This window comes from Hymenobacter siberiensis (assembly GCF_018967865.2).
Lineage (GTDB): Bacteria > Bacteroidota > Bacteroidia > Cytophagales > Hymenobacteraceae > Hymenobacter > Hymenobacter siberiensis.
Genome location: NZ_JAHLZY020000001.1, coordinates 3012590 through 3034935 on the forward strand (window position 1 = coordinate 3012590; position 22346 = coordinate 3034935).

The 22346-nt window shown below is 61.5% G+C and carries 22 protein-coding genes; 7 read left to right on the forward strand and 15 right to left on the reverse strand.

Features of this window, described 5'->3' with window-relative positions:
• Nucleotides 1–201 precede the first annotated feature (201 nt).
• The 5 genes from KQ659_RS13355 to KQ659_RS13375 form a co-directional block, all read right to left on the reverse strand.
• Nucleotides 202–1386: a lysophospholipid acyltransferase family protein gene (locus KQ659_RS13355; protein ID WP_226915518.1), complete on the reverse strand. Its 1185-nt coding sequence runs from the start codon at nt 1384–1386 to the stop codon at nt 202–204.
• 133 nt (nt 1387–1519) lie between these two features.
• On the reverse strand, nt 1520–2188 hold the full coding sequence (locus tag KQ659_RS13360; RefSeq protein WP_216680603.1) for a YggS family pyridoxal phosphate-dependent enzyme: 669 nt from the start codon (nt 2186–2188) through the stop codon (nt 1520–1522).
• A gap of 143 nt (nt 2189–2331) precedes the next feature.
• Nucleotides 2332–3354 carry a vWA domain-containing protein gene (locus KQ659_RS13365; RefSeq protein WP_216680602.1) on the reverse strand — a complete coding sequence of 341 codons (1023 nt, stop codon included), beginning with the start codon at nt 3352–3354 and terminating at the stop codon, nt 2332–2334.
• 157 nt (nt 3355–3511) lie between these two features.
• Nucleotides 3512–4384, reverse strand: a complete 873-nt coding sequence (locus KQ659_RS13370) for a hypothetical protein (RefSeq protein WP_216680601.1) — start codon at nt 4382–4384, stop codon at nt 3512–3514.
• Between the two features lie 160 nt (nt 4385–4544).
• Nucleotides 4545–5447 carry a DUF58 domain-containing protein gene (locus KQ659_RS13375; protein ID WP_216680600.1) on the reverse strand — a complete coding sequence of 301 codons (903 nt, stop codon included), beginning with the start codon at nt 5445–5447 and terminating at the stop codon, nt 4545–4547.
• A gap of 220 nt (nt 5448–5667) precedes the next feature.
• On the opposite strand from KQ659_RS13375, the gene KQ659_RS13380 reads away from it, so the two are divergent.
• Entirely contained in the window at nt 5668–6072 is a 405-nt protein-coding gene (locus KQ659_RS13380; protein ID WP_216680599.1) for a DUF4296 domain-containing protein, read from the forward strand.
• Here the strand turns inward: KQ659_RS13380 and KQ659_RS13385 are convergent.
• The 6 genes from KQ659_RS13385 to egtB form a co-directional block, all read right to left on the reverse strand.
• A complete protein-coding gene (locus tag KQ659_RS13385) occupies nt 6069–6422 on the reverse strand; it encodes a tRNA-binding protein (RefSeq protein WP_216680598.1) in 354 nt (117 codons plus the stop codon). The genes KQ659_RS13380 and KQ659_RS13385 overlap by 4 nt on opposite strands.
• Before the next feature lie 139 nt (nt 6423–6561).
• Entirely contained in the window at nt 6562–7140 is a 579-nt protein-coding gene (locus tag KQ659_RS13390) for a DUF922 domain-containing protein (RefSeq protein ID WP_216680597.1), read from the reverse strand.
• An 85-nt stretch (nt 7141–7225) separates the two neighbouring features.
• The gene (locus KQ659_RS13395; RefSeq protein ID WP_216686391.1) at nt 7226–8584 is read right to left on the reverse strand and encodes an MATE family efflux transporter; all 1359 of its coding nucleotides are present in this window, start codon (nt 8582–8584) and stop codon (nt 7226–7228) included.
• 321 nt (nt 8585–8905) lie between these two features.
• Nucleotides 8906–10009: a pyridoxal phosphate-dependent aminotransferase gene (locus KQ659_RS13400; RefSeq protein WP_216686390.1), complete on the reverse strand. Its 1104-nt coding sequence runs from the start codon at nt 10007–10009 to the stop codon at nt 8906–8908.
• A gap of 68 nt (nt 10010–10077) precedes the next feature.
• A complete protein-coding gene (gene egtD / locus KQ659_RS13405) occupies nt 10078–11034 on the reverse strand; it encodes an L-histidine N(alpha)-methyltransferase (protein ID WP_216686389.1) in 957 nt (318 codons plus the stop codon).
• Between the two features lie 123 nt (nt 11035–11157).
• Complete coding sequence (gene egtB, locus KQ659_RS13410; RefSeq protein ID WP_216686388.1) at nt 11158–12471, reverse strand: ergothioneine biosynthesis protein EgtB; 1314 nt, start codon at nt 12469–12471, stop codon at nt 11158–11160.
• Nucleotides 12472–12748: 277 nt separating this feature from the next.
• Between egtB and KQ659_RS13415 the strand changes: the two genes are divergently transcribed.
• The 4 genes from KQ659_RS13415 (at nt 12749) to KQ659_RS13430 (ending at nt 16465) form a co-directional block, all read left to right on the forward strand.
• Nucleotides 12749–13012, forward strand: coding sequence for a KGG domain-containing protein (locus KQ659_RS13415; protein WP_216680592.1), 264 nt, complete (start codon nt 12749–12751; stop codon nt 13010–13012).
• 49 nt (nt 13013–13061) lie between these two features.
• On the forward strand, nt 13062–14132 hold the full coding sequence (locus KQ659_RS13420) for an o-succinylbenzoate synthase (RefSeq protein WP_216680591.1): 1071 nt from the start codon (nt 13062–13064) through the stop codon (nt 14130–14132).
• 628 nt (nt 14133–14760) lie between these two features.
• Entirely contained in the window at nt 14761–16026 is a 1266-nt protein-coding gene (locus tag KQ659_RS13425; RefSeq protein WP_216680590.1) for an aspartyl protease family protein, read from the forward strand.
• A 61-nt stretch (nt 16027–16087) separates the two neighbouring features.
• The gene (locus KQ659_RS13430; protein ID WP_168673412.1) at nt 16088–16465 is read left to right on the forward strand and encodes a DUF423 domain-containing protein; all 378 of its coding nucleotides are present in this window, start codon (nt 16088–16090) and stop codon (nt 16463–16465) included.
• 136 nt (nt 16466–16601) lie between these two features.
• Here the strand turns inward: KQ659_RS13430 and KQ659_RS13435 are convergent, their stop codons facing one another.
• The 4 genes from KQ659_RS13435 to KQ659_RS13450 all read right to left on the reverse strand — a co-directional run bounded on the left by KQ659_RS13435 (nt 16602) and on the right by KQ659_RS13450 (nt 20547).
• On the reverse strand, nt 16602–17138 hold the full coding sequence (locus KQ659_RS13435; RefSeq protein ID WP_216680589.1) for a DUF1573 domain-containing protein: 537 nt from the start codon (nt 17136–17138) through the stop codon (nt 16602–16604).
• 146 nt (nt 17139–17284) lie between these two features.
• The gene (locus KQ659_RS13440) at nt 17285–17947 is read right to left on the reverse strand and encodes a DUF4136 domain-containing protein (protein WP_216680588.1); all 663 of its coding nucleotides are present in this window, start codon (nt 17945–17947) and stop codon (nt 17285–17287) included.
• Nucleotides 17948–18056: 109 nt separating this feature from the next.
• The gene (locus tag KQ659_RS13445) at nt 18057–19487 is read right to left on the reverse strand and encodes an ATP-dependent DNA helicase (RefSeq protein ID WP_216690658.1); all 1431 of its coding nucleotides are present in this window, start codon (nt 19485–19487) and stop codon (nt 18057–18059) included.
• Nucleotides 19488–20103: 616 nt separating this feature from the next.
• Nucleotides 20104–20547 (reverse strand): PaaI family thioesterase, encoded by a 444-nt coding sequence (locus KQ659_RS13450; protein WP_216680587.1) that lies wholly within the window; start codon nt 20545–20547, stop codon nt 20104–20106.
• A 234-nt stretch (nt 20548–20781) separates the two neighbouring features.
• Here KQ659_RS13450 and KQ659_RS13455 point away from each other — a divergent pair, with 234 nt between their 5' ends.
• Nucleotides 20782–21285, forward strand: a complete 504-nt coding sequence (locus tag KQ659_RS13455) for an NUDIX domain-containing protein (protein WP_216680586.1) — start codon at nt 20782–20784, stop codon at nt 21283–21285.
• A 128-nt stretch (nt 21286–21413) separates the two neighbouring features.
• A complete protein-coding gene (locus KQ659_RS13460) occupies nt 21414–22286 on the forward strand; it encodes a DUF3822 family protein (protein WP_216680585.1) in 873 nt (290 codons plus the stop codon).
• The last annotated feature ends 60 nt before the right edge of the window (nt 22287–22346 follow it).

Sequence of the window (22346 nt, forward strand, 5' to 3'; positions counted from 1 at the left end):
TGGGTGGGATTTGGGTGGGAGGGTGGGAGGTGGCACATAAGGCGCCGAGGGCGGGGCAACTAGCACGTCATGCTCATCTGGCGTCCGCGTAGCCGAAGCATCTCGCGTGCTCCCACTAGTTCAATCGTACTACCACACGCGAGATGCTTCGGCTACGCGGACGCCAGATGAGCATGACGTGCTAGTTTTTCTAAACCAACGCTAATTGCTCCGGTAAGCCTTGGCTTTTTGCCCCAGCTTATTGCCTTTGTAGCCTTTGATTGCCAGCGGAATCCAGCCTATCAACGGGATGAAATAGGCCAGGGTTATGGGGTTGCGCCAGAGCATTTTCAGCCACGCGCCGGGCCGGTCCAGCTGCATACGGAAATTGCGGCGGCCCTCCTTCACGTAGAGGCGCTCAAACTCGGTGAACACGGCGGGCCAGGCGAAGGGCAGGAAAAACGGAAAGAAGCGGCGGTTTTCCTTGATGCGCTGCCAAAGTTCGGCCCAGCGGTAGGGTTTCTGGCCGTGGGCGAGCACGGCGGCATCTATTTCGGTCTGCATTTTTTGGCGAACCTGGTCGCTCAGGGTCAGGTATTCTTCGCGGGTCAGCTCATCAACGGTTTTATCGGTGAGGTCGGACGGGCGGATGCGGGTGCCCATCACGAAGGTGAGCTTGGCCGGAAAAGCCAGGTAAAAGGCCCAGGGCTGAATGAGCACCAGCAACAGCAGTAGCGTGAGGGGCAGGAATGGGATGCCGATTTTCTTGGTCAGCCGGTTTATTGGTTCGAAGCTGTAGGCGTAGGGATTAAGGTATTCGGCGTTGATGGTGTAGAATGGGATGATGTCGGTGCCGTGTTGCAGGGCCAGGCGCACCATGCTGGTGGCCAGGCGCTGAATCTGGTACTTGCGGTTGAACCCCTTGCCGATGCCGGGCACGCCCTCGGGGTACAGCATCAGGTTGTGGTCCTGGTAGTACATCATGGTTTCGAAATTCAGCGTCGTGGCATCCACGCTGCCGCATTTCTTCCAGAATTCGCGCACCAGATACGGGTTCATCAGGGCGGTTTGAGAAAGCAGCGGGGCCGAGAGCGGGCGCGGCAAGTCACTGATATTGCCATTCTTGGCCAGCAGGTGGCGCCACAGGTGCGACAGCGCCACGATGGCATCCCAGGGGAAGGCCATGCCGGAATGGTTGCTGGCGAAGATGAGCGGCCGGTCGGGGTTGTTGCGCTGCGGGAAGTGCTCGAAGCCCACCAGCTCGGAGCGGAACCACACGCGGTCGAGCAGCTGCAGGATGTTCTCATCCAGCGTTTGGGTGAATTCTTCCCGGAAATAGTCGTCGTAGATATGCTGGTTGGCCACAATGGCCGGTGGGGGCAACGAAGACGCGGTGGTGGCAGGCATGGTGGGAATTTGCGGCGGACGAGGGACGGAAGATAGGATAATTTCTACCGCCGCGCTTGGTGGCCTATGCTAATACCGATTCCCGCAGAAGTCGCGGAGGCCAACGCTGAGGTTCGCCGAGCGCGGCCACCCCTTATCCCCGGCGGCCGAAAATGGCGCTGCCCACCCGCACCAGCGTGCTGCCCTCGGCCACGGCCAGCGCGTAGTCGCCGCTCATGCCCATCGAAATATCGCAGAATACCGGCGAATCGGCAAAATACGTGGCTTTCAGGTGGTCGAAGTAGCCGTGCAGCGTTTGAAACTCCTGCCGCAGCTGGTGCTCATCGGGGGTGAAGGTGGCCACGCCCATCACGCCGGTAAGGCGCACATTCCGGAATTGCTGATACTCTTCGGAGGCCAGCATTTCCTCGGCCTCGGCCAGCGAGAGGCCGGATTTGGTTTCTTCGGCGGCGATGTGAAACTGCAGCAGGCCATTGATAACCCGGTTGCTTTCGGCGGCACGCTTATCGATTTCGCGCAGCAGCTTCAGGCTGTCGATGCTTTGGATGGTGTGCACAAACGGGGCCAGCAGCTTCACCTTGTTGGTCTGGAGCTGGCCGATGAGGTGCCACTCCACATCGGCAGGTAGCTGGGGCTGCTTGGCGGCCATTTCCTGGGGCCGGTTTTCGCCAAAGCAGCGCGCCCCGGCAGCATAAGCCTCTTGCAGCAGCTCGACGGGGTGGGTTTTGGTGACGACGCAGAGGCGGGCGGCGGTGCCGGCCAGCTCGGCGTTGATGCGTTGGATGTTATCGGCGATGGACATATTTTTTCAGAATAAAACGACGTTGGACTATCATGCAGAGCGCAGCGAAGCATTTTACCGCACAACTAATTGATTTTACTATTGAGGCAAAGATGCTTCGCTGCGCTCTGCATGATGTCCTTTTACCTCAACCAACAACCCCACTAATCCTCCAGCGGGTTGCTCAGAAACGTGCTTTTCAGCAGCAGCCACAGCAGCCACAGCGCAATGCTGAGCCACAGATACGGCCGGTAGAAATCCTTGGTATTGCGAAACCGCAGCTGCTTGATTTCGGATTTTTCGAGGCGGTTGATTTGGGCGAATACCTCGCGCAGCGCGCCCGTATCGGTGGCCCGGAAGAAGCGGCCATCGGCGGCGGCGGCCAGCTGGCGCATGGTGGTTTCGTCGAGCCGGGTGTTCACGTAGCGGGTGCGGCCCAGCGAGTCCTGGCCGTAGGGCACAAAACCGTCCTTGCCCAGCCCAATGGTGTAGATGCGGATGCCGAAGGCGTGGGCCAGCTGGGCGGCCAGCAGCGGGTCGAGGCTGCCGGCGTTGTTCTCACCATCCGATAGCAGAATGCACACCCGCGACCTGGCCGTGGACTCGCGCAGGCGGTTGGTGGCCACGCCCAGGGCCGTGCCAATGGCCGTGCCGTCTTCCTTAATCATGCCCACACGCAGGCTGGCGAGGTCCTCGCGCAACAGGTCGTAGTCGGTGGTGAGGGGGGCCAGGGAGTAGGCTTCACCGGCAAAAGCCACCAGGGCCAGGCGGTCGCCGGCGCGGGAATTCACAAAATCGGTGGCAATGCGCTTGGCAGCTTCGAGGCGATTGGGGCGCAGGTCTTCAATTTCCATCGAGCCCGATACATCGAGGGCCAGCACTAGGTCGATGCCCCGGCCAGACTGCTCCACGCGCTCATCGGTGCGCTGGGGGCGGGCCAGCGCCACAATGGCGAAGCTCAGGGCGAGGGCCAGCACCACATCGGGCACGAAGCGCAGCACGGCCGCCCAGTCGCGCCGCACGGGGCCGGGCGCAAAGGCCACCACCACCTGCGCCCGCCGCCGCGCCAGCAGCCAGCGCAGCCCAAACAGCAGCGGCACGGCCGCAATGAGCAGCAGCACGCGCGGCTGCTGCCACTGGTAGCCGGCCAGCGTGGTATAGCGCAGAAGGTTGAAAAAGTCGTTCAATTAAAATGGTATACGAATGACAAAAGAACGTCATGCAGAGCGCAGCGAAGCATCTTGCCCGCAGCAAGTAATCAATGATGTCCTCCCAATTGGGTTAGTGGTGGCGGGCAAGATGCTTCGCTGCGCTCTGCATGACATTCTTTTTTACCTGTATGCGCTACTCCGTCACCGAGGCATACCGCCGCTCGGCAAACCCGCGCAGGCGCTGAAAGGCGCGGTCAACTTCGGCGGCTTCTTCGGTTTGCACGTTGCCGTAAATCACCTTGTCGGTAGCGTTCAGGGCTTTACGTACGTCCGAATCATTCTCGAAATACGCCACGATTTCGCGGGTGGTGAAGGAGTTCAAGCCACTGTTTTCCAGGCCGGCGAGGTAGTTTTTCCAGAGCACCACGGCCCGCTCCACGTTGGTAGCCGAGCGTGAGAGCTCGAACCGCTCGACGTGCCGCGCAAACTGCGCCAGGAAATAGCCGTGGTTTTTGCGCCGCTTGTAGGCCGAGTAGCGCCGCACCAGCCCCTGCCGAAACAGCGCCGCGCTCCCCGCCAGCAGCAGCAGTACCGCCAGCGCCCCGGCAATCCAGTAAGGGTAGTTGAAAATGGGCTCAATGGGCACCAGGGCCAGGTTTTGGCGCAGGTCGGGCAGCTCGGTGGCATTGGGCCGCGGCGCGGCCGTGCGGCGCAGGCGCACCCGGCTAGGCGGCGGCAGAATACTCAGCGTATCGGCCCCTTGCAGCACGGCCACGGGCAGGGCTAGGGTTTGCACCGAATCGAGCCGGAACGTGCGCAGGTGGTACACGGCCCGGTCGAGGCTGACGCCCCCCCGGGTGCGGGTGGGATAAAAGGTTTTGCCCGCGTACTCAAACGGCGCAAACCGGGCCAGTGAGTCCGGAAAAACCACTTCCAAATCGGGCGCGTGCTCGTAGCGCAGCTCGTAGTCGAGCGGCTCACCCACCAGGGTTGTTTGCTTCAGAAAGCGGCCCTGCGGGATGGGCGGCGGGGTAGTTTGGGCCTGGGCGGAGGTGCTGTTTAGCATACCGGAAAGCGCCAGCAATAAGCAAACCGTCATGCTGAGCGGAGCGCAGCGCAGCCGAAGCATCTCTACTTCGTTGCGCCGGGCCTGATTATTTACACGGCAGAGATGCTTCGACAAGCTCAGCATGACGTTCTTTCCCTCTCCCCAATACCTAATGCGCTTATCCACGGCGGCCCGATTGACGACGATGACGAAACAAATTCACCAGCTGAGGCACAAAATCGCCTTCCGTGCCCAAGGCCAGAAAGCCGGTGCGATGGCGGCGGCAGATGTTTATTAGCTCTGCTTCCTGGCGCTCGGCGGTGGCTTCCTGGCGGGCCCGGAAATCGGGACTGGAGGTATTCACCCAGCGCACCTGGCCGGTTTCGGCATCGCGCAGAGGCACAATACCCAAGGCCGGAAACGTGCGCTCGCGCGGGGCCTGCAGCTGCACCACTATCAGGTCGTGGCGCTGGGCCAGCATGGTGAGCTCCCGCTCGTAGTTGCCATCAATGAAATCGGACACCAGCACCACCAAACTGCGGCGCTTGAGCAGCCCCAGCGCCTGCCGGATGCCCGCCCCCACCCCCGTGCGGGCCGAAACCGGCACCAGCGAGTATAGCTGGCGGATGAGCGCATATGCCGCCCGAGGCCCCTTGCCGGGCGGCAGATACAGCTCCTTCTGGTCGGAAAACGCGAACAAACCCAGCGCCGAGCCCTGCCGGGCGGCCGACAGCGCCAGCAGCCCCGCAATGTCGCGGGCCACGTCGAGCTTGCGGCGCTGGCCGTCGCCCACGTCCAGCGAGGCGCTCACGTCCAGCAGCACCAGCACCTGCTGCTCCTTCTCCTCCTTGTAGGTTTTCACGAAAGTGCCGTGGCCCTTGCTGCTCACGTTCCAGTCGATGGCGCGCACTTCATCGCCGTACTGGTAGAGGCGCACGTCGTCGAACTCCAGGCCCGTACCTTTAAATACGGAGTGAAAATCACCCTGTAGCTGGGCCTCCACCGCTTTGCGAATGCGGATTTCGAGGTGGCGCAGGCGGCGCACCAGGTCGGTGAGCGCCGAGGGCACAGAGGGGTTCATGGGGGAATTGTGAGTTAGGGGTTGAGGGGTTGAGGGGTTGAGGGGTTGAGGGGTTGACAAGAAGCTGTTTAGAAAGTCCCCGAACGGTCATGCAGCGCGCAGCGCAGCATGACCGTTTGAGTACCTTTTGTGATTTTCTAAACAACTCCTTTATATGCGTTCAACCTGTAACTTTTAACTCTCCAATGGCGAAGCTACGGCGCGGGGCTAACTTTGCGACGTGAAATCATTCCGCCGCTGCTGCCTGGGCCTGGTCCCTCTCCTACTGGCTTTGCCCGCCTGCCAGCGCCCCGAAGAGCCCCCCATGCCCGCCGATTTGATACCCCGCGAGCACATGGCCCAGATGCTGGCCGACCTGCATCAGCTCGAAGCGCAGGTGGAAAGCAGCCGCCTCTCGCCCGATTCGGGCCGGGCCCTGTACCTGGCGCAGCATAAAAGCCTGCTGTGGAAGCACGAAGTTACCGACTCGGCCTTCCAGCGCAGCTACCGCTACTACGGCATCCACGGCAAGGACCTGAACGAAATCTACGCCGGCGTTATCGACACGCTCAACCATCGGGAAACCAAGCTCAACCCTGCCAGCAAGCCCGCCACCGACCAGTGGGGGCCACCCAAAACCAACTAAACCAGCTGGTGCCCATTGGGTACCGGGCCAGCCACGGCAGCTAGCACAATATGCCCGTCGGCATCGGCCAGGCCGGTTACCAGCACTTCGGAGCAAAACTTTCCAATCTGCTTGGGCGGAAAATTGACCACCGCCAGCACCTGCCGGCCCACCAATTCCTCCGGCGTGTAGTGGTGCGTAATCTGGGCGCTGGACTTTTTCAGGCCGATTTCCGGACCAAAATCAATCAGCAGCTGATACGCCGGCCGGCGCGCCTCCGGGAAAGCCCGCGCCTCCCGAATGGTACCCACGCGCAGGTCCACGCGCTCAAACTCGGCCCAGGTGAGGGTTGTGGGAGATAGAGATTCCATGGTTTGGGGAGAATTAGAAAACGGTCATGCTGAGCGCAGCCGAAGCATCTCTACCGCAATAGTAAATCCAATCGGCAGGATTAGTTGCGCGGTAGAGATACTTCGGCTGCGCTCAGCATGACCGTTTTCTGGCTTTTACCTATTCTACCGCGAAAGCCTTCAGCTGCTCCAGTTTCAGCTGGGTTTGCTTTTCCCAAAACGCCTGGCGTACGGCGTTCAGGCCATGGCCGGTTTCCTGGTCATAGCGGTTCTGTTCGTTGTCCCAGACGGCATACACAGCCTTGGTCACGTTGTTGAAAGCCGGCTGGAGCTTATTGCAGTCAGCCCTGGCAGCGAAGGCGACCAGCTTCTGGCGCATAATGCGGGCATACGCTTCGGTGATATCGAAGTGCAGCTGCTCGTGGCGCAGCAGGGCTTCGGAAGCCGTTTTGGGGTTCTGAAACCACGACGTATTGGGGTCGAATGCCGCCGTTACGGTGGAGCTGAACACGAAATCGCGGCAGGCGGCATTGGACTTGATATCGGCCGAGGTGAGGGCCGCCAGCCGGTCCGACGGCCCGGGATGGCCCTTAAAATCGGCCATCGTGAGCCGCCGCGTGGCCGACCACGGAATGGGCGGCGCGGGCGCGGGTTTGGTAGCCGGAGCAGCGGCTGGCTGGGGTTTCGGGCCCTGAAGCAGCACGGCGGCCGTTAAAATCGAAGTCAGAAAAGAGAGCATGGAGACAAAGGAATGAGATGCACGCGGCCGGCGCGGGTTGCCGGCCGCCATAGCGCGAACCGCAGCGCGAACGTTGTAGTTCGCGCTACTGCGCCGATACCGGCTCGGGCACGTAGCCCGGCGCGGTTTCGCGCCGGAAGCGCACAATCAGCACGCCCGCCACAATAGTAAGCCCCAACAGCAGCCCCGTCCACACGCCCGGCGCACCAAAATGCAGCCGAAAACCCAAGAAGTAGCCCAGCGGCAGCGCCACCGCCCAATATGCCAGCAAGGCCACCACCGAAGGCACCTTCACGTCTTCCAGCCCGCGCAGCGCGCCCAGGCCCATCACCTGCAAGCCATCGGACACCTGAAACAGGGCCGCGATGAGCAGCAGCGTGCCAGCCTGCGCCACCACGGCCGCATCGTGGCTATAAAGCAGTGGGGCCTGGTGCCGCAGGGCAATAAAGAGCGTCGCCATCGTGGCCATAAACCCAAAGCCCAGCACGTAGGCCGCGAAACCGGCCTGTCGCGCCGCCGGCATGTTCCCTTCCCCCATCAGCTTGCCCACCCGGATGGTGGCCGCCGCCGCAATGCCGCTGGCCGCCATATACGTTATCGAAGCCAGGTTGATGGCCACCTGATGCGCGGCCAGCGGCACTGCGCCCAGCCAGCCAATCATGATGGCGGCCGAGGCAAATGCGCCTACTTCGAAAGCCATCTGCACACCGATGGGCGCGCCCAAATCGAACAGCCGGCGCAGCGTGGCCCAGTCGGGCAGCCAGCTGTGCACGGCGGCACGGTACTGATGCAGGCGCTGGGCCATAAGCACATACGCAGCCATGAGCGCGGCCATGAGTATGCGGGCAATAAGCGTGGCCCAGGCCGAGCCCATAAGCCCCATCTGGGGGGCACCCCAGTGGCCGAAAACCAGCGCGTAGCACAAAGCGGCGTTCACCACGTTGGCCAGTACCGAGAGCCACATGGCCTGCCGCGTGAGCCCCAGCCCCTCGGCGAACTCGCGGAAGCCCTGGAAAATCATCAACGGCAGAAACGACCAGCTGATAACCCGCACCCAGGGCGCGGCCATGGCCTCCACGGCTGGCGGCTGGCCGAGGTAGTGCATGAGCGGCGGCACCAATTGGCCTAGCCCGACCAGCGCCAGCCCCGCCAACACGCTCAGCCAGACGGACGACACCAGCAGGCGGGCCAGCACGGGCAGGTTGCGGCGGCCATCGGCAGCGGCTACCAGGGGCACGGCTCCCATGCTCAGGCCAATGCCCAGAATCATGATGACGTTGGTACTGTTCACGCCCAGGCTCACGGCGGCCAGCGGCACGGTTCCCGTGCGCCCCACCAGCACCGAATCGACGAAACTTACCATGATGTGCCCCAGCTGCGAAAGCACCACCGGATAAGCCAGCAGCAGCGTAGGCCGCAAATGAGGACGAATATTACTCAGCATAATTCCATAATAAAGCCCGGCAAAGGTCTTACCCTTCCCCAAACCCGGAGCCGTCGCTCCGGTCGGACCGCCTGGGGCGGTCCGACCGGTTATTGTATGGGCGAAATCGTGCTCACTTCAACCGGTCGGACCGGAGCAACGACCCGCCGTTCGATAGCTGTCAAATAGTTCTGGGTAAGGACAAGCAAAGGTACGGGCCGCCCGCGCACAGGGCGGGTCAAATCACCATCGCAGCCCGATACAAAGACGCCTACTCGCGGCTCGTTGATGAACGACACCGCCGGTACAGACCAAACAACAAGGAAACGAAAGGAGGTGCCGTTACGCCCGTACCGTGACCTCAATAATGGCCAGCGACCGCCGCAAATCCTCCTCTGCCACGGCGTAGGACAGGCGCAGGAAGCCTGGCGCGCCGCAGGTGGCCCCGTCCACCACTTCTACTCCGGCGGCGGCCAGCCGCCGCACCAGCTGCGCGGAAGCTTCCGGCAACGGCAAACCGGGCGCGAGAAAGCGGGTGAAATCGGCAAAAACGTAGTAAGTGCCTTCGGGGGCCACCACGGCAGACGCACCGGGCAGGGCCGCGAGGCCAGCGAGCAGCAGCTGCCGCGTGGGCTGCAGCTGCGCGCACAGCGCCGCACCAATGGCGTTGGCGTGCTGCGTGGCGGCCAGCGCGGCCTGCTGAGCAGTAACGGGCACCGCCACCCCGGTGCTAAACAGCCGCGCCGCCACGGCCCGCGCCAGCTCGGGCGGGGCCACCAGGCAGCCCACGCCCCAGCCCGCCAGCGCCAGAGATTTCGAAAAGCCGCTCACCACCACATGCCGCTCGTGCGGGCTGGGCTGGGCCAGCAGCGTGGGCACCGGCTCGGGCCCGAAACTGATGCCTTCGTAAATTTCATCGCTGAGCACCCATAGGTTCGGGAATTCGGCCGCGACTGCCAGCAAAGCCGCCCACTCGCTCTGCGAATACACGCGGCCGGTGGGGTTGCCCGGATTGCTGAGGATGAGCAGCCGCGTGGCCGGCGTGAGAGCCGCCCGCAGCATTTCGGGAGTGAAGGCGTAGTTGTCGGCGGCGCTGAGCGGCAGCGGACGCAACGTGCCGCTGGCCCGCCGCACCAAGTCGTAGAAACCGAACCAGTTGGGAGTGGGCAGCAGCACGTCGTCGTCGGGCCGCAGTATTTCGCTGAGCACGGCAAAAAGGCCGGTTTTGGCCCCGGCCGTTACCAGTACCTGCTCGGCCGTAACGCTGGTAGCGCCGCGCTGGCGGTAGCGCTGGGCCAGGGCTTCGCGCAGCTCAGGCAGGCCAGCGGCGGGGCTCACGGACAGAGGCTGGTCGTGCTCCCGGGCATGGCGCAGGGCTTCATCGGCGGCGGCCAGAGCTACTTTGGGTACTGCAAAATTTCCGTAGCCGGACGCGAGGCTGAGCATGGGATGAGTTGATAGTTAAGGGTTAAGGTAGTTAACGAGCTGATTTTTCAAACCCTTGACTCCTAACTCTATTGTATAGCCAGTACTACATCGGCAAAATCGGTGGCCGGGTCGGTGAAATATTCCACCACCCGCAGGCCGGCTTCGGCAGCCAGGGCTTCAATCTGGGGCAGGGTGAATTTGTAGGAATTCTCGGTATGTATTACCTCCCAGGCCGCGAAATCGAAGGATTCTTCGAGGGTGGCTATGCGCACCTGCTGGGCGCGGGTGCTCACCAAAAAAGAGCGCACGGCCCCGTTCAAGGGGCTATAGTCGGTGTAGTGCTGCCAGTGGGCGAGGTCAAAGTCAGCCCCCAGCTCGCGGTTGAGGCGGGTGAGCAGGTTGAGGTTGAAAGCCGCCGTTACGCCCTGCGAGTCGTCGTAGGCCGCCCGGATGCGGCGCGGGTCCTTCTGCAAATCGAAGCCGATGAGCAGGCGGTCGGCCGGGGCCAGGGGCGCGGCCAGCTGGCGCAGGAAATCGAGCCGCTCGGCCGGGCCGAAGTTGCCAATGTTCGAACCCAGAAACAGCACCGCCTTGCTGCCCGGCCGGGTGGGTAGCTCGGTGAGCGCCGTGGCGTAATCAGCCACCACTGGAACCACCTGCAAGTCAGGCAATTCCTTCTTTAGCGCGGCTACCAGTCCCGTCATGGCTCCCGCCGAAATATCCACCGGGGCGTAGGTAAACGGGCTGTCGGCGGCCAGCAGCTCGCGCAGCAGCAGCTTGGTTTTGGCCCCGTCGCCGGCGCCCAGCTCCACCAGCGCAAACTCGCCGCCGTCCGCCGGGCTCAGGGCCACCGCGATGGCCGCACCGTGTTCCCGAAAGATGGCAAACTCGGCCCGCGTAGGGTAATACTCCGGCAAATCCATGATTTGCTGAAACAGGCGACTGCCCGCGTCGTCGTAGAAATACATCGACGACAATGCTTTGGGCTCGCGGCGCAAGCCTTCGGCTATATGCTGCGCCAGCTCGGTCAATACATTTACCATTAATCAATTAGCATTTATCAACCGCCAAATTTACGCGCCGGCCCACTTGCGTGTGCGGCCAGGGCCAGAGAAGCAGCGGCGGTATGGGTTTAAAAAGAAGAAAGAGCTATTAAATGATAAATGTTAATTAGTGGCTGGCTCGACCGACCGCGCCAGGCGGATGCCCGTGAACTGCCAGCGCTTGTCGGCGTGAAAAAAATTGCGATAGCTCACCCGAATATGGTTTTCGGGCGTGGCGCAGGAGCCGCCGCGCAGCACCAGCTGGTTCACCATAAACTTGCCGTTGTATTCGCCCAGCGCCCCGGCGGCGCGGGCGTAGCCAGGGTAGGCATGGTAGGCCGAGTAGGTCCATTCCCAGCAGTCGCCCAGCAGCTGGTGGCATTGGGTGGGGTCGGCATCGGCGGGCAAAGGCTGCGGGTCGAAGAGGTTGCTTTCGAGCCAGGTGCCGGCGCTGGTGGTGGCCCCGAAATGGCGGGCGGCGGTTTCCCATTCGGCCTCGGTGGGCAGGCGTGCCCCGGCCCAGTTGGCGTAGGCATCGGCCTCGTAAAAGCTGATGTGGGTGACCGGGGCCTCGGGCAGCACCGCCTGCAGGCCGTGGTGCGTGAAGCGGTGCCAGCCATCGGCGTGCCGCACCCAGTAGAGCGGCGCTTCCCAGCCCTCGGCCTGCGCCAGGTCCCAGCCCTCGCCCATCCAGTAGCGGAAATCGCGGTAGCCGTCGGCTTCGATGAAGGCCAGGAAGTCGGCGTTGGTCACCAGGCGGTTTTGCAGCTCGAAGGGGGCCAGCAGCACATCGTGCGCCGCCAGCTCGTTATCGAAGCAAAAGCCGCTTTCCTGAAAGCCTACCCGGTGCACGCCGCCGGGCACGGGCAGCCAGGACGCTTCTTTTAACTCTGCACTCTTAACTCTTAATTCCCCTCCAAGGTAGGCCGGGGCCAATGGGCTGGTGCTGAGGATATATTTAATGTCGGTGGCCAGCAGCTCCTGGTGCTGCTGCTCGTGCTGGAGGCCCAGCTCCAGCAGCTCAAAAAATACCGGGGGCAGGTCGCGCCGCTCGGTCAGGAGCCGGGCCAGCGCGGCATCGACGTAGGCACGGTAAGCCAGCACATCGGCCAGGGCCGGGCGCGAGAGCGTGCCCCGGTCGGCCCGGTTCACCCTGGAGCCAAGCGAGTTGTAGTAGGAATTGAACAAGTATGCGTATTCCGCATGGAATAGCTCGTAGCCGGGCGCGTATTCCTTCAGCAGGAAGGTTTCCCAAAACCAAGTGGTGTGGGCCAGGTGCCATTTGGGCGGGCTCACATCGAGCATGGGCTGCACCACGGTGTCTTCGGGCAGCAGCGGCGCGCACAGGGCCTGGCTTTGGGCGCGCACGGCACGATACCGGGCCAGCCAGGACGGAGCCACGCGGGAAGTAGGTGGTGAAACGAAGGCGTGAGTCATAACAAAAAGAGCCGTGTAAGTAGTCGGGCCTGCACCACTAACCGGATTAGCAGTACCGAGGTTGTACAGGGACTTACGAAATCCCGGGGTCGGTTAGCTCATTTTTGAAAGAACTAAACACGTAGCAAGAGCGAAAAATACGTAGAAGCTTATCGGTAAAAAGTGGTATTTACACCTATTTTCAGCATGAAAACCAACCATTGCCTATAAGATTAGTAGGTAATATTGGCCATGCATGCTACCATTGCTACATACAAAATCATCTTTCCTTATTCACATGAAAACTACCGCTCTAACCGCCGAGGTAGCTGTTGCCCCAAACCCCAAGAGCAACACCCGCCCTGCTAATCGCGTGGGCACTAAAAGCCGCCGCGGCTTTGCTGCCATGAGCCCCGAAACCCAGCGCCGCATTGCCAGCGAAGGCGGCAAAGCGTCGCACGCCAGCGGCCGGGGCCACCGCTTTTCGGCCGATGAGGCCCGCGATGCCGGCCGCAAGGGTGGCCTTGTAAGCCGCCGGGGCAAAAGCGCGCAGGCTGACTAATCAGCACTGCCACAACCCACCGATGAAGCGTGGCGCGCATCTTTGCGCCATGCTTCATCTCCGCTTTTCGCAGCGCGCGCTGCGCTTTAGTTTTTCAGCCCGCACTTCGCGGGGTACCCTAGCCGAACACATGGCCTGGTACCTGCACCTCACCGATTATGCCCAGCCGGGCGTAGAAGGCCTTGGCGAAGCGGCTCCCCTAGCCGGGCTCAGCCCCGATTACGGCCCTGGCTTCGCCACCTCCATCACCGATTTATGCCACCGCTTCAATGCCGGGGCATTGGCTGCTTTCACGGCGGCCGATGCTCCGGCTTTTGTTGGTTCGGGGCTGCCGGCGCTCACATTCGCGCTCGAAACTGCCGCGCTCGACCTGGCTCGGGGCGGTCGGCACCAGCTCTATTCCAATGCTTTCAGCCGGGGCGAGGCGGCGCTGCCCATCAATGGCCTGGTATGGATGGGCGACGCGGCCTTCATGCGGGAGCAAATTCAACAGAAGCTGGCGGCGGGCTACTCCTGCCTGAAACTAAAAATCGGGGGCCTGGACTTTGCCACCGAGCTGGGCCTGCTGGCCGAAATAAGGGCTGTGGCGCCGCCCGAGCGCCTCACGCTGCGCGTGGATGCCAACGGGGCTTTCGCGCCGGCCGAGGCACTGGGCAAGCTGACCCAGCTGGCGGCCTTCCACCTGCATTCCATCGAGCAGCCCATTGCGGCGGGGCAACCGGCCGAGCTGGCCGCGCTGTGCCGCGTCTCCCCCATTGCCATTGCCCTCGATGAGGAGCTGATTGGCATGACCGACCCCGCGCAGCAAGCGGCGCTGCTCGATGCCGTTCGGCCCGCCTACATTGTGCTCAAGCCCACGCTGCTGGGCGGCCACGCCGCCACCCGCCACTGGATTGCACTGGCCGAGGCACGCGGCATCGGCTGGTGGATTACTTCGGCCCTGGAATCCAACGTGGGCCTGAACGCCGTGGCCCAGCTCACGGGCGAGTACGACGTGCGGGGTTTCGCTCAGGGCCTGGGCACTGGCCAGCTCTATCACAACAACTTAGCTGCGCCGCTGCACATCAGCAACGGGATGCTGCGCTACGCTCCCACTGAGGCCTGGGAAGCGCCCGAATAGACGCAAGCGAGGCGGCGACGCCCCGGCCCCGGTCTATTGAAGTTGCTGGTTTCTCGTTGCTGATTGCTGATTGCTGATTTGCAATTGAAGCTGTTTAGAAAATCGGGTTGCGCCGGTCCGACCGCCTAAGGACGGTCGGACCGGCGCAACCCGATTTTAGGCTGACTTTCTATCAGCTTCATCGTTAACTAACCAGCAATGAGAAATAAAAACTTCTGCTTTAGAAGCACGGTTTCCGCATCAAAAATTACCGACTGCTTTTAACCGGTTTGGGGCAGAAATCAATAACGGATGGTGTATAGGTAGATTTTATGCCAGGTTGCTGGTTGGTTCTCGTCCTAAAAAACGGCTCAACAGCATTCAACCAGAAACCAGCGACGAGAAACCCGCAACAAAAACACCAGCCGCAGCAGGCACTGCATGACAGCTGTTGAAGGTGTTTAGAAAGTCCCCGAACGGTCATGCAGCGCGCAGCGAAGCATCTTGCTCGCATCGTCAGGCCCGTTCAACGATGCGAGCAGGATGCTGCGCTCTGCATGACCGTTTGAGGACCTTTTGTGACTTTCTAAACAACTCCAATAGCTTGTCTTTTCGCTTTATTTGCCCGTCTGCTTGAGTCATCCCGATTATGCGTAGCCCGCACTTGGTGTATTTGCTGGTTGCCTGGACCCTTTGCCGGGGGCTGAGTGCGCCCGTTTTCGCTCAGCCAGCGCTGCCGCCCGGCCCCTTCGCTTTCATCCGCCCCAACACCCACCAGACCACGCTCAACTTCGAGGTGCAGCGCAACTTACTGGTGGTAAAGCTGCGCCTGAACGGGGCTGGGCCCTTCAATTTTCTGCTCGATTCCGGCGTGGGCACGTCCATTATCACCTCGCCGCAGCTAGCCGACTCACTGCACCTGCGCCGGGGGCAATATTTCCGGGTGGTGGGCATGGGCGGCGCCGATACCGGCCTGCTCGCCTACCAAACCGACAGCGTGCGCGTGGAGGTGCCGGGCGCGGTGGCCCGGCACATGAGCTGGCTGGTGATGTCGGACGATGTACTCAACCTGTCGGGCTACGTGGGGTTGCCCATCAGCGGCATTCTGGGCTCTGAGCTGTTTCGCAGCTTCGTGGTCACCATTCATTCGGACCTGTCTTTCCTGGAGCTTACCGACCCGGCCACCTACCGCACGCCGCGCGGCAAGCGCTGGTCGAGCCTGCCGCTCTCGCTGGAAAATAACAAGGCCTACGTCACCGTGCCCGTGCAGCTCAACGACTCGCTCACGATGCCGCTCAAGCTGGTGCTCGATACCGGAGCCAGCCACGCCCTGTCGCTGGAGCTGGACTCGGACCCGCGCATGGCGGCCCCCGCCCGCCGCCTGCCGGCCGAGCTGGGCCGGGGGCTGTCGGGCACCGTGCGGGGCTTTCTGGGGCGGGTGCCCATCCTGCACCTGGGCCGCTACACCATGCGCTCGGTGCTCACCTCCTTCCCCGATGCCAGCGATGTGCACCGACGCATCGACGTGCCCCGCAATGGCAACGTGGGCTACGAGCTACTGAAACGGTTTTCCCTCGTCATCGACTATCCGCACCGCCGGCTGCTGCTTCGCCCCAACACCAAATTTCGGGAGCCGTTCGAGCACGATATGTCCGGCATCGACCTGCTGGCTACCGGCGAGAGCTACCACCGGTTTCTGATACTGCGGGTAGTACCCGACTCACCGGCCGCCATTGCCGGCGTCGAGGCCGATGAAGAATTGCTCAGTATCAACTTCCTACCAGTGAATACTTTTTCACTGACGCAGCTCGACCGCATGCTGCATTCCGAAGACGGCCGCGTGCTCCTGCTCGTGCTGCGCCGGCCCGACGGCAACCTCCACACTACCACCCTGCGCCTCAAACGCCAAATCTGACGCCCCGGCTTGCGGGCCGGCGGGCTACCTTCGTGCCTCCATTCTCCCCTTATTTCTCATTATGACAGCTCGACTTTTAATTCAGCTGGCCGCCCTGTTCGGCGGTCTGGGCGTGGCCATCGGGGCCTTCGGAGCGCACGCCCTGCACGATATGCTGGTGAAGGCCGGCCGCGCCGATACCTTCGAAACCGCCGTGCGCTACCAGTTCTACCACGCCCTGGCGGCCCTGGCCATTGGGGTGCTCTGGGCCACCCGCCCCGAGCTGCGCAGCCTGGGCACCACGGGCGCGCTCTGGCTGGGCGGCATCGTGGTATTCAGCGGCTCGCTCTATGCCCTGTGCTTCACGGGCGTAACCAAGCTGGGCGCGGTGGCCCCCATTGGCGGGCTGCTGTTCCTGGCCGGCTGGGTGAGCCTGGCGCTGGCCGTGCGCGAGCTGTAGGTTTGAAGCCGGGCGGTGCGACGACCGAAAAATCGTCGTACCACTCCGCTTTAAATAATTTGTCAGGAAGCAGAAAAGGCCGTCTGCTTGCGCAGACGGCCTTTTCTAGTATAGGTTTTCAGTCGTTACCGAAAGCTTACTTCACTTTGGTTTTCAGCTTGGTGTCGCCCGACTTTTCCTTCACCTTCTTGCCGTTGTCTTTCATGGTGGCCATCGGCGTGGTGTCGGTCATGGTCATGCCCGGTGCGGCGTTGGCGGCGGCCGTAGAGACCTCCTTTACCTCCCCAACCAGCGAAACGGTGGTGCTGCCAGCGGCGGCGTTCGACTCAATGGTCAGCACTTTGTTCTGCATGCCCATTTTGCCGGTCGAGTTGAAGTGAGCGGCGATGGTGCCGGTTTTGCCGGGCGCAACCGGGGCTTTGGTCCACTCCGGGGTGGTACAGCCGCAACTCACGCCAATGTTGGAGATGACGAGGGGTGCCGTGCCCGTATTCTTGAACTTGAACGTATGGTCCACGGTACCGCCCTGCACCACGGAACCGAAGTCGTATTTCACTTCTTCGAACGTGATGGCGGGGCCAGCCGTGGTGGCGGCCTTAGCGGCCGGGGCCTGGGCCTGGGCGGTGTAAGCGGCAGCGGTCAGGCTCAGGGCGAGAAGCAGGGTTTTTTTCATGGAAATCTGAGAGTTAAACGGATTAAACAAATTTAGGGAGTCGGGGCCAATGAGGCCGCATATCAGGCAGGCGGAGCCTAACAAATTTTCGGCCAAACTAGCCTCCATCACCTGAAGCCCTGGTGAACGCCCTTTTAACCAATTGGCTACCCTTTAAATTCTTTGGAATAAGGAAATTGCCGCGAAGCCTTGCGCATAATAGTGGTAATGATAGAGTTGGTATCCGACCCAAACCCACGCGAAAGGCTTTTGTCGTATTTCCACAACAGCTCGCCGCTCTTGCCGTCGTTGATGCTGATGGCCAGCTTGCCCGTGTTGGTAGGCCCCGAAAAGCCGCCCACCATCAGCATGGCCACCGCAGCCCCGCCCGACATGGGCTGGCTGCTTTCGAAGGTGCCCGAAATCACGCCATCTACGCCCAGCATTTGAGCAACCTCTTCCATCGTCATGGTGGCCAGCTTATCGGAAGTTACACCATTTTTAGCCAGCAATGCGTTAGTTCTGGCCACGTCCTGCACATCAACATCCATGTCTTTGTCAGCTTTCTGCTTGAGAAAATACGATTGCAGGGCGCTTTGTACCCCCCGGCCCTCGCGCTCTTCCAACGCCCGCACCCCTTCGGCACCGCCATTTTTCTTCACCTCGGCCGGCCGCAGCTGTAGCGTAGTGCTGAAAGGCAATACCGCCAAGGTTTTGTGTTCTTTGGCCAACTCCCGAAATTTAGGATTGGTATAAATTTCGCGCGTTTGGGCCGGAGCCGGCAGGGTAGCAAACAGCACCAATAGTACTGCTAAGGAAAAGTGTTTCATGGGAAACGAATGAATGGGATTTGTAGAAAAATGTGAAAAAAGAAACACCGCAAGGTAGCTTTTTCGGTTGCAAATACCCATTCTCCAACGAGAATATTCCAAATCGCCCCTACTCCTCCTCCACCGGGTCGCTGATTAGCTTCTGCTGAAAATTGAGCAGAAACAGCCGCTCCGATGCCCGCGTGATGGCCGTGTAGAGCCAGCGCGCAAATTCGCCCGCCAGCGGCTCATCGGGCTTCAAAAAGCCGTGGTCCACAAACACGGCCTGCCACTGCCCGCCCTGCGCCTTATGGCACGTCAGGGCGTAGGCAAATTTGATTTGCAGGGCGTTGAGGTAGGGGTCCTTGCGCATTTCCTTGTAGCGCTCGGCCTTGGTTTTGAGGTGGGCATAATCCTCGCTCACGGCCAGGTACAGGGCATTGTTGCGATCGGAGGGCAGGGCCGGGCTCTCGGTATGCAGCGTGTCGAGCAGCAGCTTGACTTCAATTTCGGGCTCGTCGGGATAATCCACGAGCCGCACCAGGGCCTGGGCAAAATGGAAGCCGTACACCTCTTCCCGCCGAATTACCTTCCTGATTTCGAGGAAATCACCGTTGGCCAGAAAGCCGATTTCTGACTCCTTGGGCAGCCAGTAGTAGTTATTGCGCACCACCATGAGGTAGTCGCCGCCCTCAATCTCCTCCTCGGCATCAAACAACGCCCTGCGAATAAGCTGGTTGTACTGGTTGGCATTGCGGTTGGAACGGCAGATGATGGTGGTGTTTTCGTGGCCGTACTGGCGGTAGGCCCAGCGCAGGCCGTCCTCCAGCTTGTCGCCGCCCATCTTGAAAATATCCCGGAATCCCTTGGTATGCAGCTGGATATTAGGCGCTTGCTCACGCAACTCCTCGCGCAGCTCGGTGGCATTTACCAGAATACCCGATTCCTGGGCCTGGCGCATCACCTGGCGTAGCTCCACGGTGCCCACGTCGGCGCGGAAGCGGTGGGCCAGCAGCTCCGGGTCGAGGGCCGGGCTCAGGAGCTGGCCCACCGGCGGCAGCTGCGCCGTATCGCCGATAACGAGGAGCTTATTACTGGTTTTCTCGAATACGAAGCCCATCAAATCATCCAGCAAGCCATTCTCGCCGAAGGCTTTCTCGTCCGAAATCATCGAGGCTTCGTCCACGATGTACAGCGTCTGCTCGGCGCGGTTGGGCTGGCGCTGGAAGTTGAGCCGCTCGGAGGGCGAGCCGCTGGTTTGGCGGTAAATCTTTTTATGGATGGTGCTGGCGGCCACGCCCGCGTAGCCGGCCATCACCTTCGCCGCCCGGCCCGTAGGAGCCATCAGGGTGTATTTGCGCTGCATTTTGTGCAGCCACTGCACCAGGGCGCTCACCACGGTGGTTTTGCCGGTGCCCGCGTAGCCGCGCAGCACAAACACCTTACGGCCCGGCAGCTGGTCGCGCAAAAACGCATCGAGCTGGGCGAAGAGTAGAGCTTGGTCGTCGGTGGGCTCGTAAGGGAAATAGTCGCGAACGGACGGGGTGCGGAGGGAGAGCAATGACACAGTTTTTCAGCAATTAATTATCGATTGCCAGCATGTGCTGGGGCAAATTCTTTTTGGTGTTTTAAGCCTTCTCTTGCCAAAAAGTGCTTTGCTGCCATAATTCAAGCCCTTGTGCTAGGATGTGGCGCAAGGTATTCAGGTCTGCCGGTTACCATTGTACCGGACCATTTACGCGCCAAGGCAATTCCATATCTGAATTGAGGTATGGCCCACTTTGGGCGTAAAGCAAGTCAAAAACCCGGTTTCGCGCCGAGTTGTGCTCATTGCCCACGAATAGCTTCTGAACGCCGGCACTCAAATCATCGAACAAATTCCAGACACTCAAATATTCCCCCACTGGCTGCTCAGCACCACTTACCAACCATGCGACTATTGCATCAAGATTAGTTAGCTAAGCTTCCTGCTTCTGCAACTGTTTATTTAAACCGAGTGCAAAGGAATTTAGCTGCTGATACGTATCGAAAATGGGCACTTTGTTTTGGGCATCGGTCCAGAGTGATTCCCTTCCCGGTTCCGGGAGGTCCATCCATAGTAGAAACCCCTCCCGATGTTGCCAGCGGACATGATAGGCGAAATACTTCTTACCCGCATTTTCCATTTTCTGAGCAAATTACTGCGGCTCAATCACCGCCATCGTGGCGCTGGCTTTGGCAATCATCAACTCATCGCACCACACTTCGGCCTCGCAGAAGTGCAGGCGGCGACCGGGTTTCAGCACCCAGCCAATAGCGCGGAGTCGCTGCCCCACGCCGGGGTGCAGGTAGGAGATTTTCAAATCGGAGGTGACCACCCCCACGCCCTCGGGCACCAGCGTTACGGCGGCGAAGCCGGCTACCAAATCGGCCAGCGTGGCAATGAGACCACCGTGCGTGAAGCCGTGCTGCTGCAAATGCTGGCTGGCGATGGTAAGCTCGGCTTCGACGCGGCCGGGGGTGATAACCGTCAGGTCGGCCCCAATGAGGTGCATGAAGCCCTGCCCCAGCAGCTTGCGCCGGATACGGGTTTCGAGGTCGGTAGAAGTAGCAGGAGCGGGAAGGTTAGTTTCGGAATTCATGGGCCAAAGGTACTGGCTTGCGCAGGCCCCCCGCACCTCGGGGCGCAACAATTGGCCGGCGCCAAGGCCTCCAGCCCAGCGCAGCAGCCGGCCCAGGCCGGCGCATAAGATACTCGATAACAACTCCTTACCTCGCCTCAGATTTTATTAGTAAAACAATGTCGTTTTAGGGCCGTTTGCCGTACAACGCTGCTGCCTGACCACCTGCGGCCCTTCCACTCTTTCCACCAAGCTATGCTCGATTCGCCAAATATTTCCCCCGACAATTTACTTCAGGCATATTCCGGCAAAGTGCGGGTACGGGTGGGCGGGCTGTTGCTGCGCGGCGGGGGGATGCTGCTGGCGGCCCACCGGGGCCTGCTGCCGAAGGATGCGCCGTTCTGGTCGCCGCCGGGCGGGGGCTGGCAGTTTGGCGAGAGCCTGAAAGAAGCGCTAGTGCGGGAGTTCCGGGAAGAAACCGGCCTGACGGTGCGCGTGGGGCGCTTTTTGCACCTGCACGAATTCAGCACCGACAAGCTGCAGGCCCTGGAGCTGTTCTTTGAAGTGGTGGCCGATGCCGACGCCCAACCCACGCTGGGCCACGACCCCGAGCACGCCGCCGACCGCCAGCTCCTTACCGAGCTGCAATGGTTTACGCCCCGGCAGCTGCTGCAGGTGCCCCCGGCCCAGGTGCACCCGCTGCTACGCATGGTGCTCAGCCCCGACGACCTGTTTGTACCCCAGATACGCTTCGTCTGAGCCGTACCCGGCCACCAGCGCAGGATTTGAGGCGGCAATCTGCCGGCCCGGCTCGCGGTATTTTTAGCGGCTTCCCCAGGCGCGGCCTTATCTTTAGCCCCGGCCGTTGGCCTGTTTAGCTTCGATTCGTGCCTGCTCCTACTTCTGCTTATTCCGCGTCGGCGGCTGTATTGCCTCCCCTGTTGCGTCTGCGCGACGAAACCTTCGACCCCACCAACCTGGGGGCTTACAACCTGTACCTGCTGGCCAGCCCGGCCCGCCTGCACCTGGCCGTGGCCGATGTGGAACGGCGCAAATTCGTAGTGCTGGAAGATTATCAGCTGCCCGGCGGCGGCGTGCCCGCCCTGGCCGCCCAGCACGATTTCCTGGGCCTGCGGGGCTGGAACGCCGTGCGGCTGGCCGTCACGGGCCGGGCATTTACGCTGCTACCGTCTCCCCTATTCCGGGCCGGCGACGAGGCCGCCGCCCTGCGCCTGCACCACACCCCCACGCCCACCGAAGTAGTGCGCCACACCACTCATCCCGGCCTGGAGCTGGTGAACGTGTTTGCCGCCGACGCGGCCCTGGCCGAGTGGCTCACGGCCACGTACGGGGCCACCGGCCGGCTGCTGCACCACACCAGCGCGCTGCTGGCCGGCCTGGTGCACCAGCGCGGCGCGGCATCTCCCCGCCGCCTGTATCTCAACCCCGGCCCGCAGGAGCTCACGCTGGTCGTGCTGGGCCAGCACCTGGAGTACTGCAACGTGTTCCCGTGCACCACCGCCGAGGACGTGGTGTACTACACCATCCTCGTGATGCAGGAGCTGGCCCTCGACCCCGACCAGGACGACGTGACCGTATGGGGTGAGCTCATGCCCGATTCAGCCGTGTTCAGCCTGCTGCGCACCTATGTGCGCAACGTGCATTTCGGCCCCCGCCCCGGCAACGTGGAGTACAGCTACCGTCTCAATGATGTGTTCGAATACCGCTATTTCGACCTATTCAGCCTGCACTTCGCATAGTGGAGTTATGAGTTAAGAGGCAGGAGTTATGAGTTGTCATCGCGTCGATTCAGAACTGAT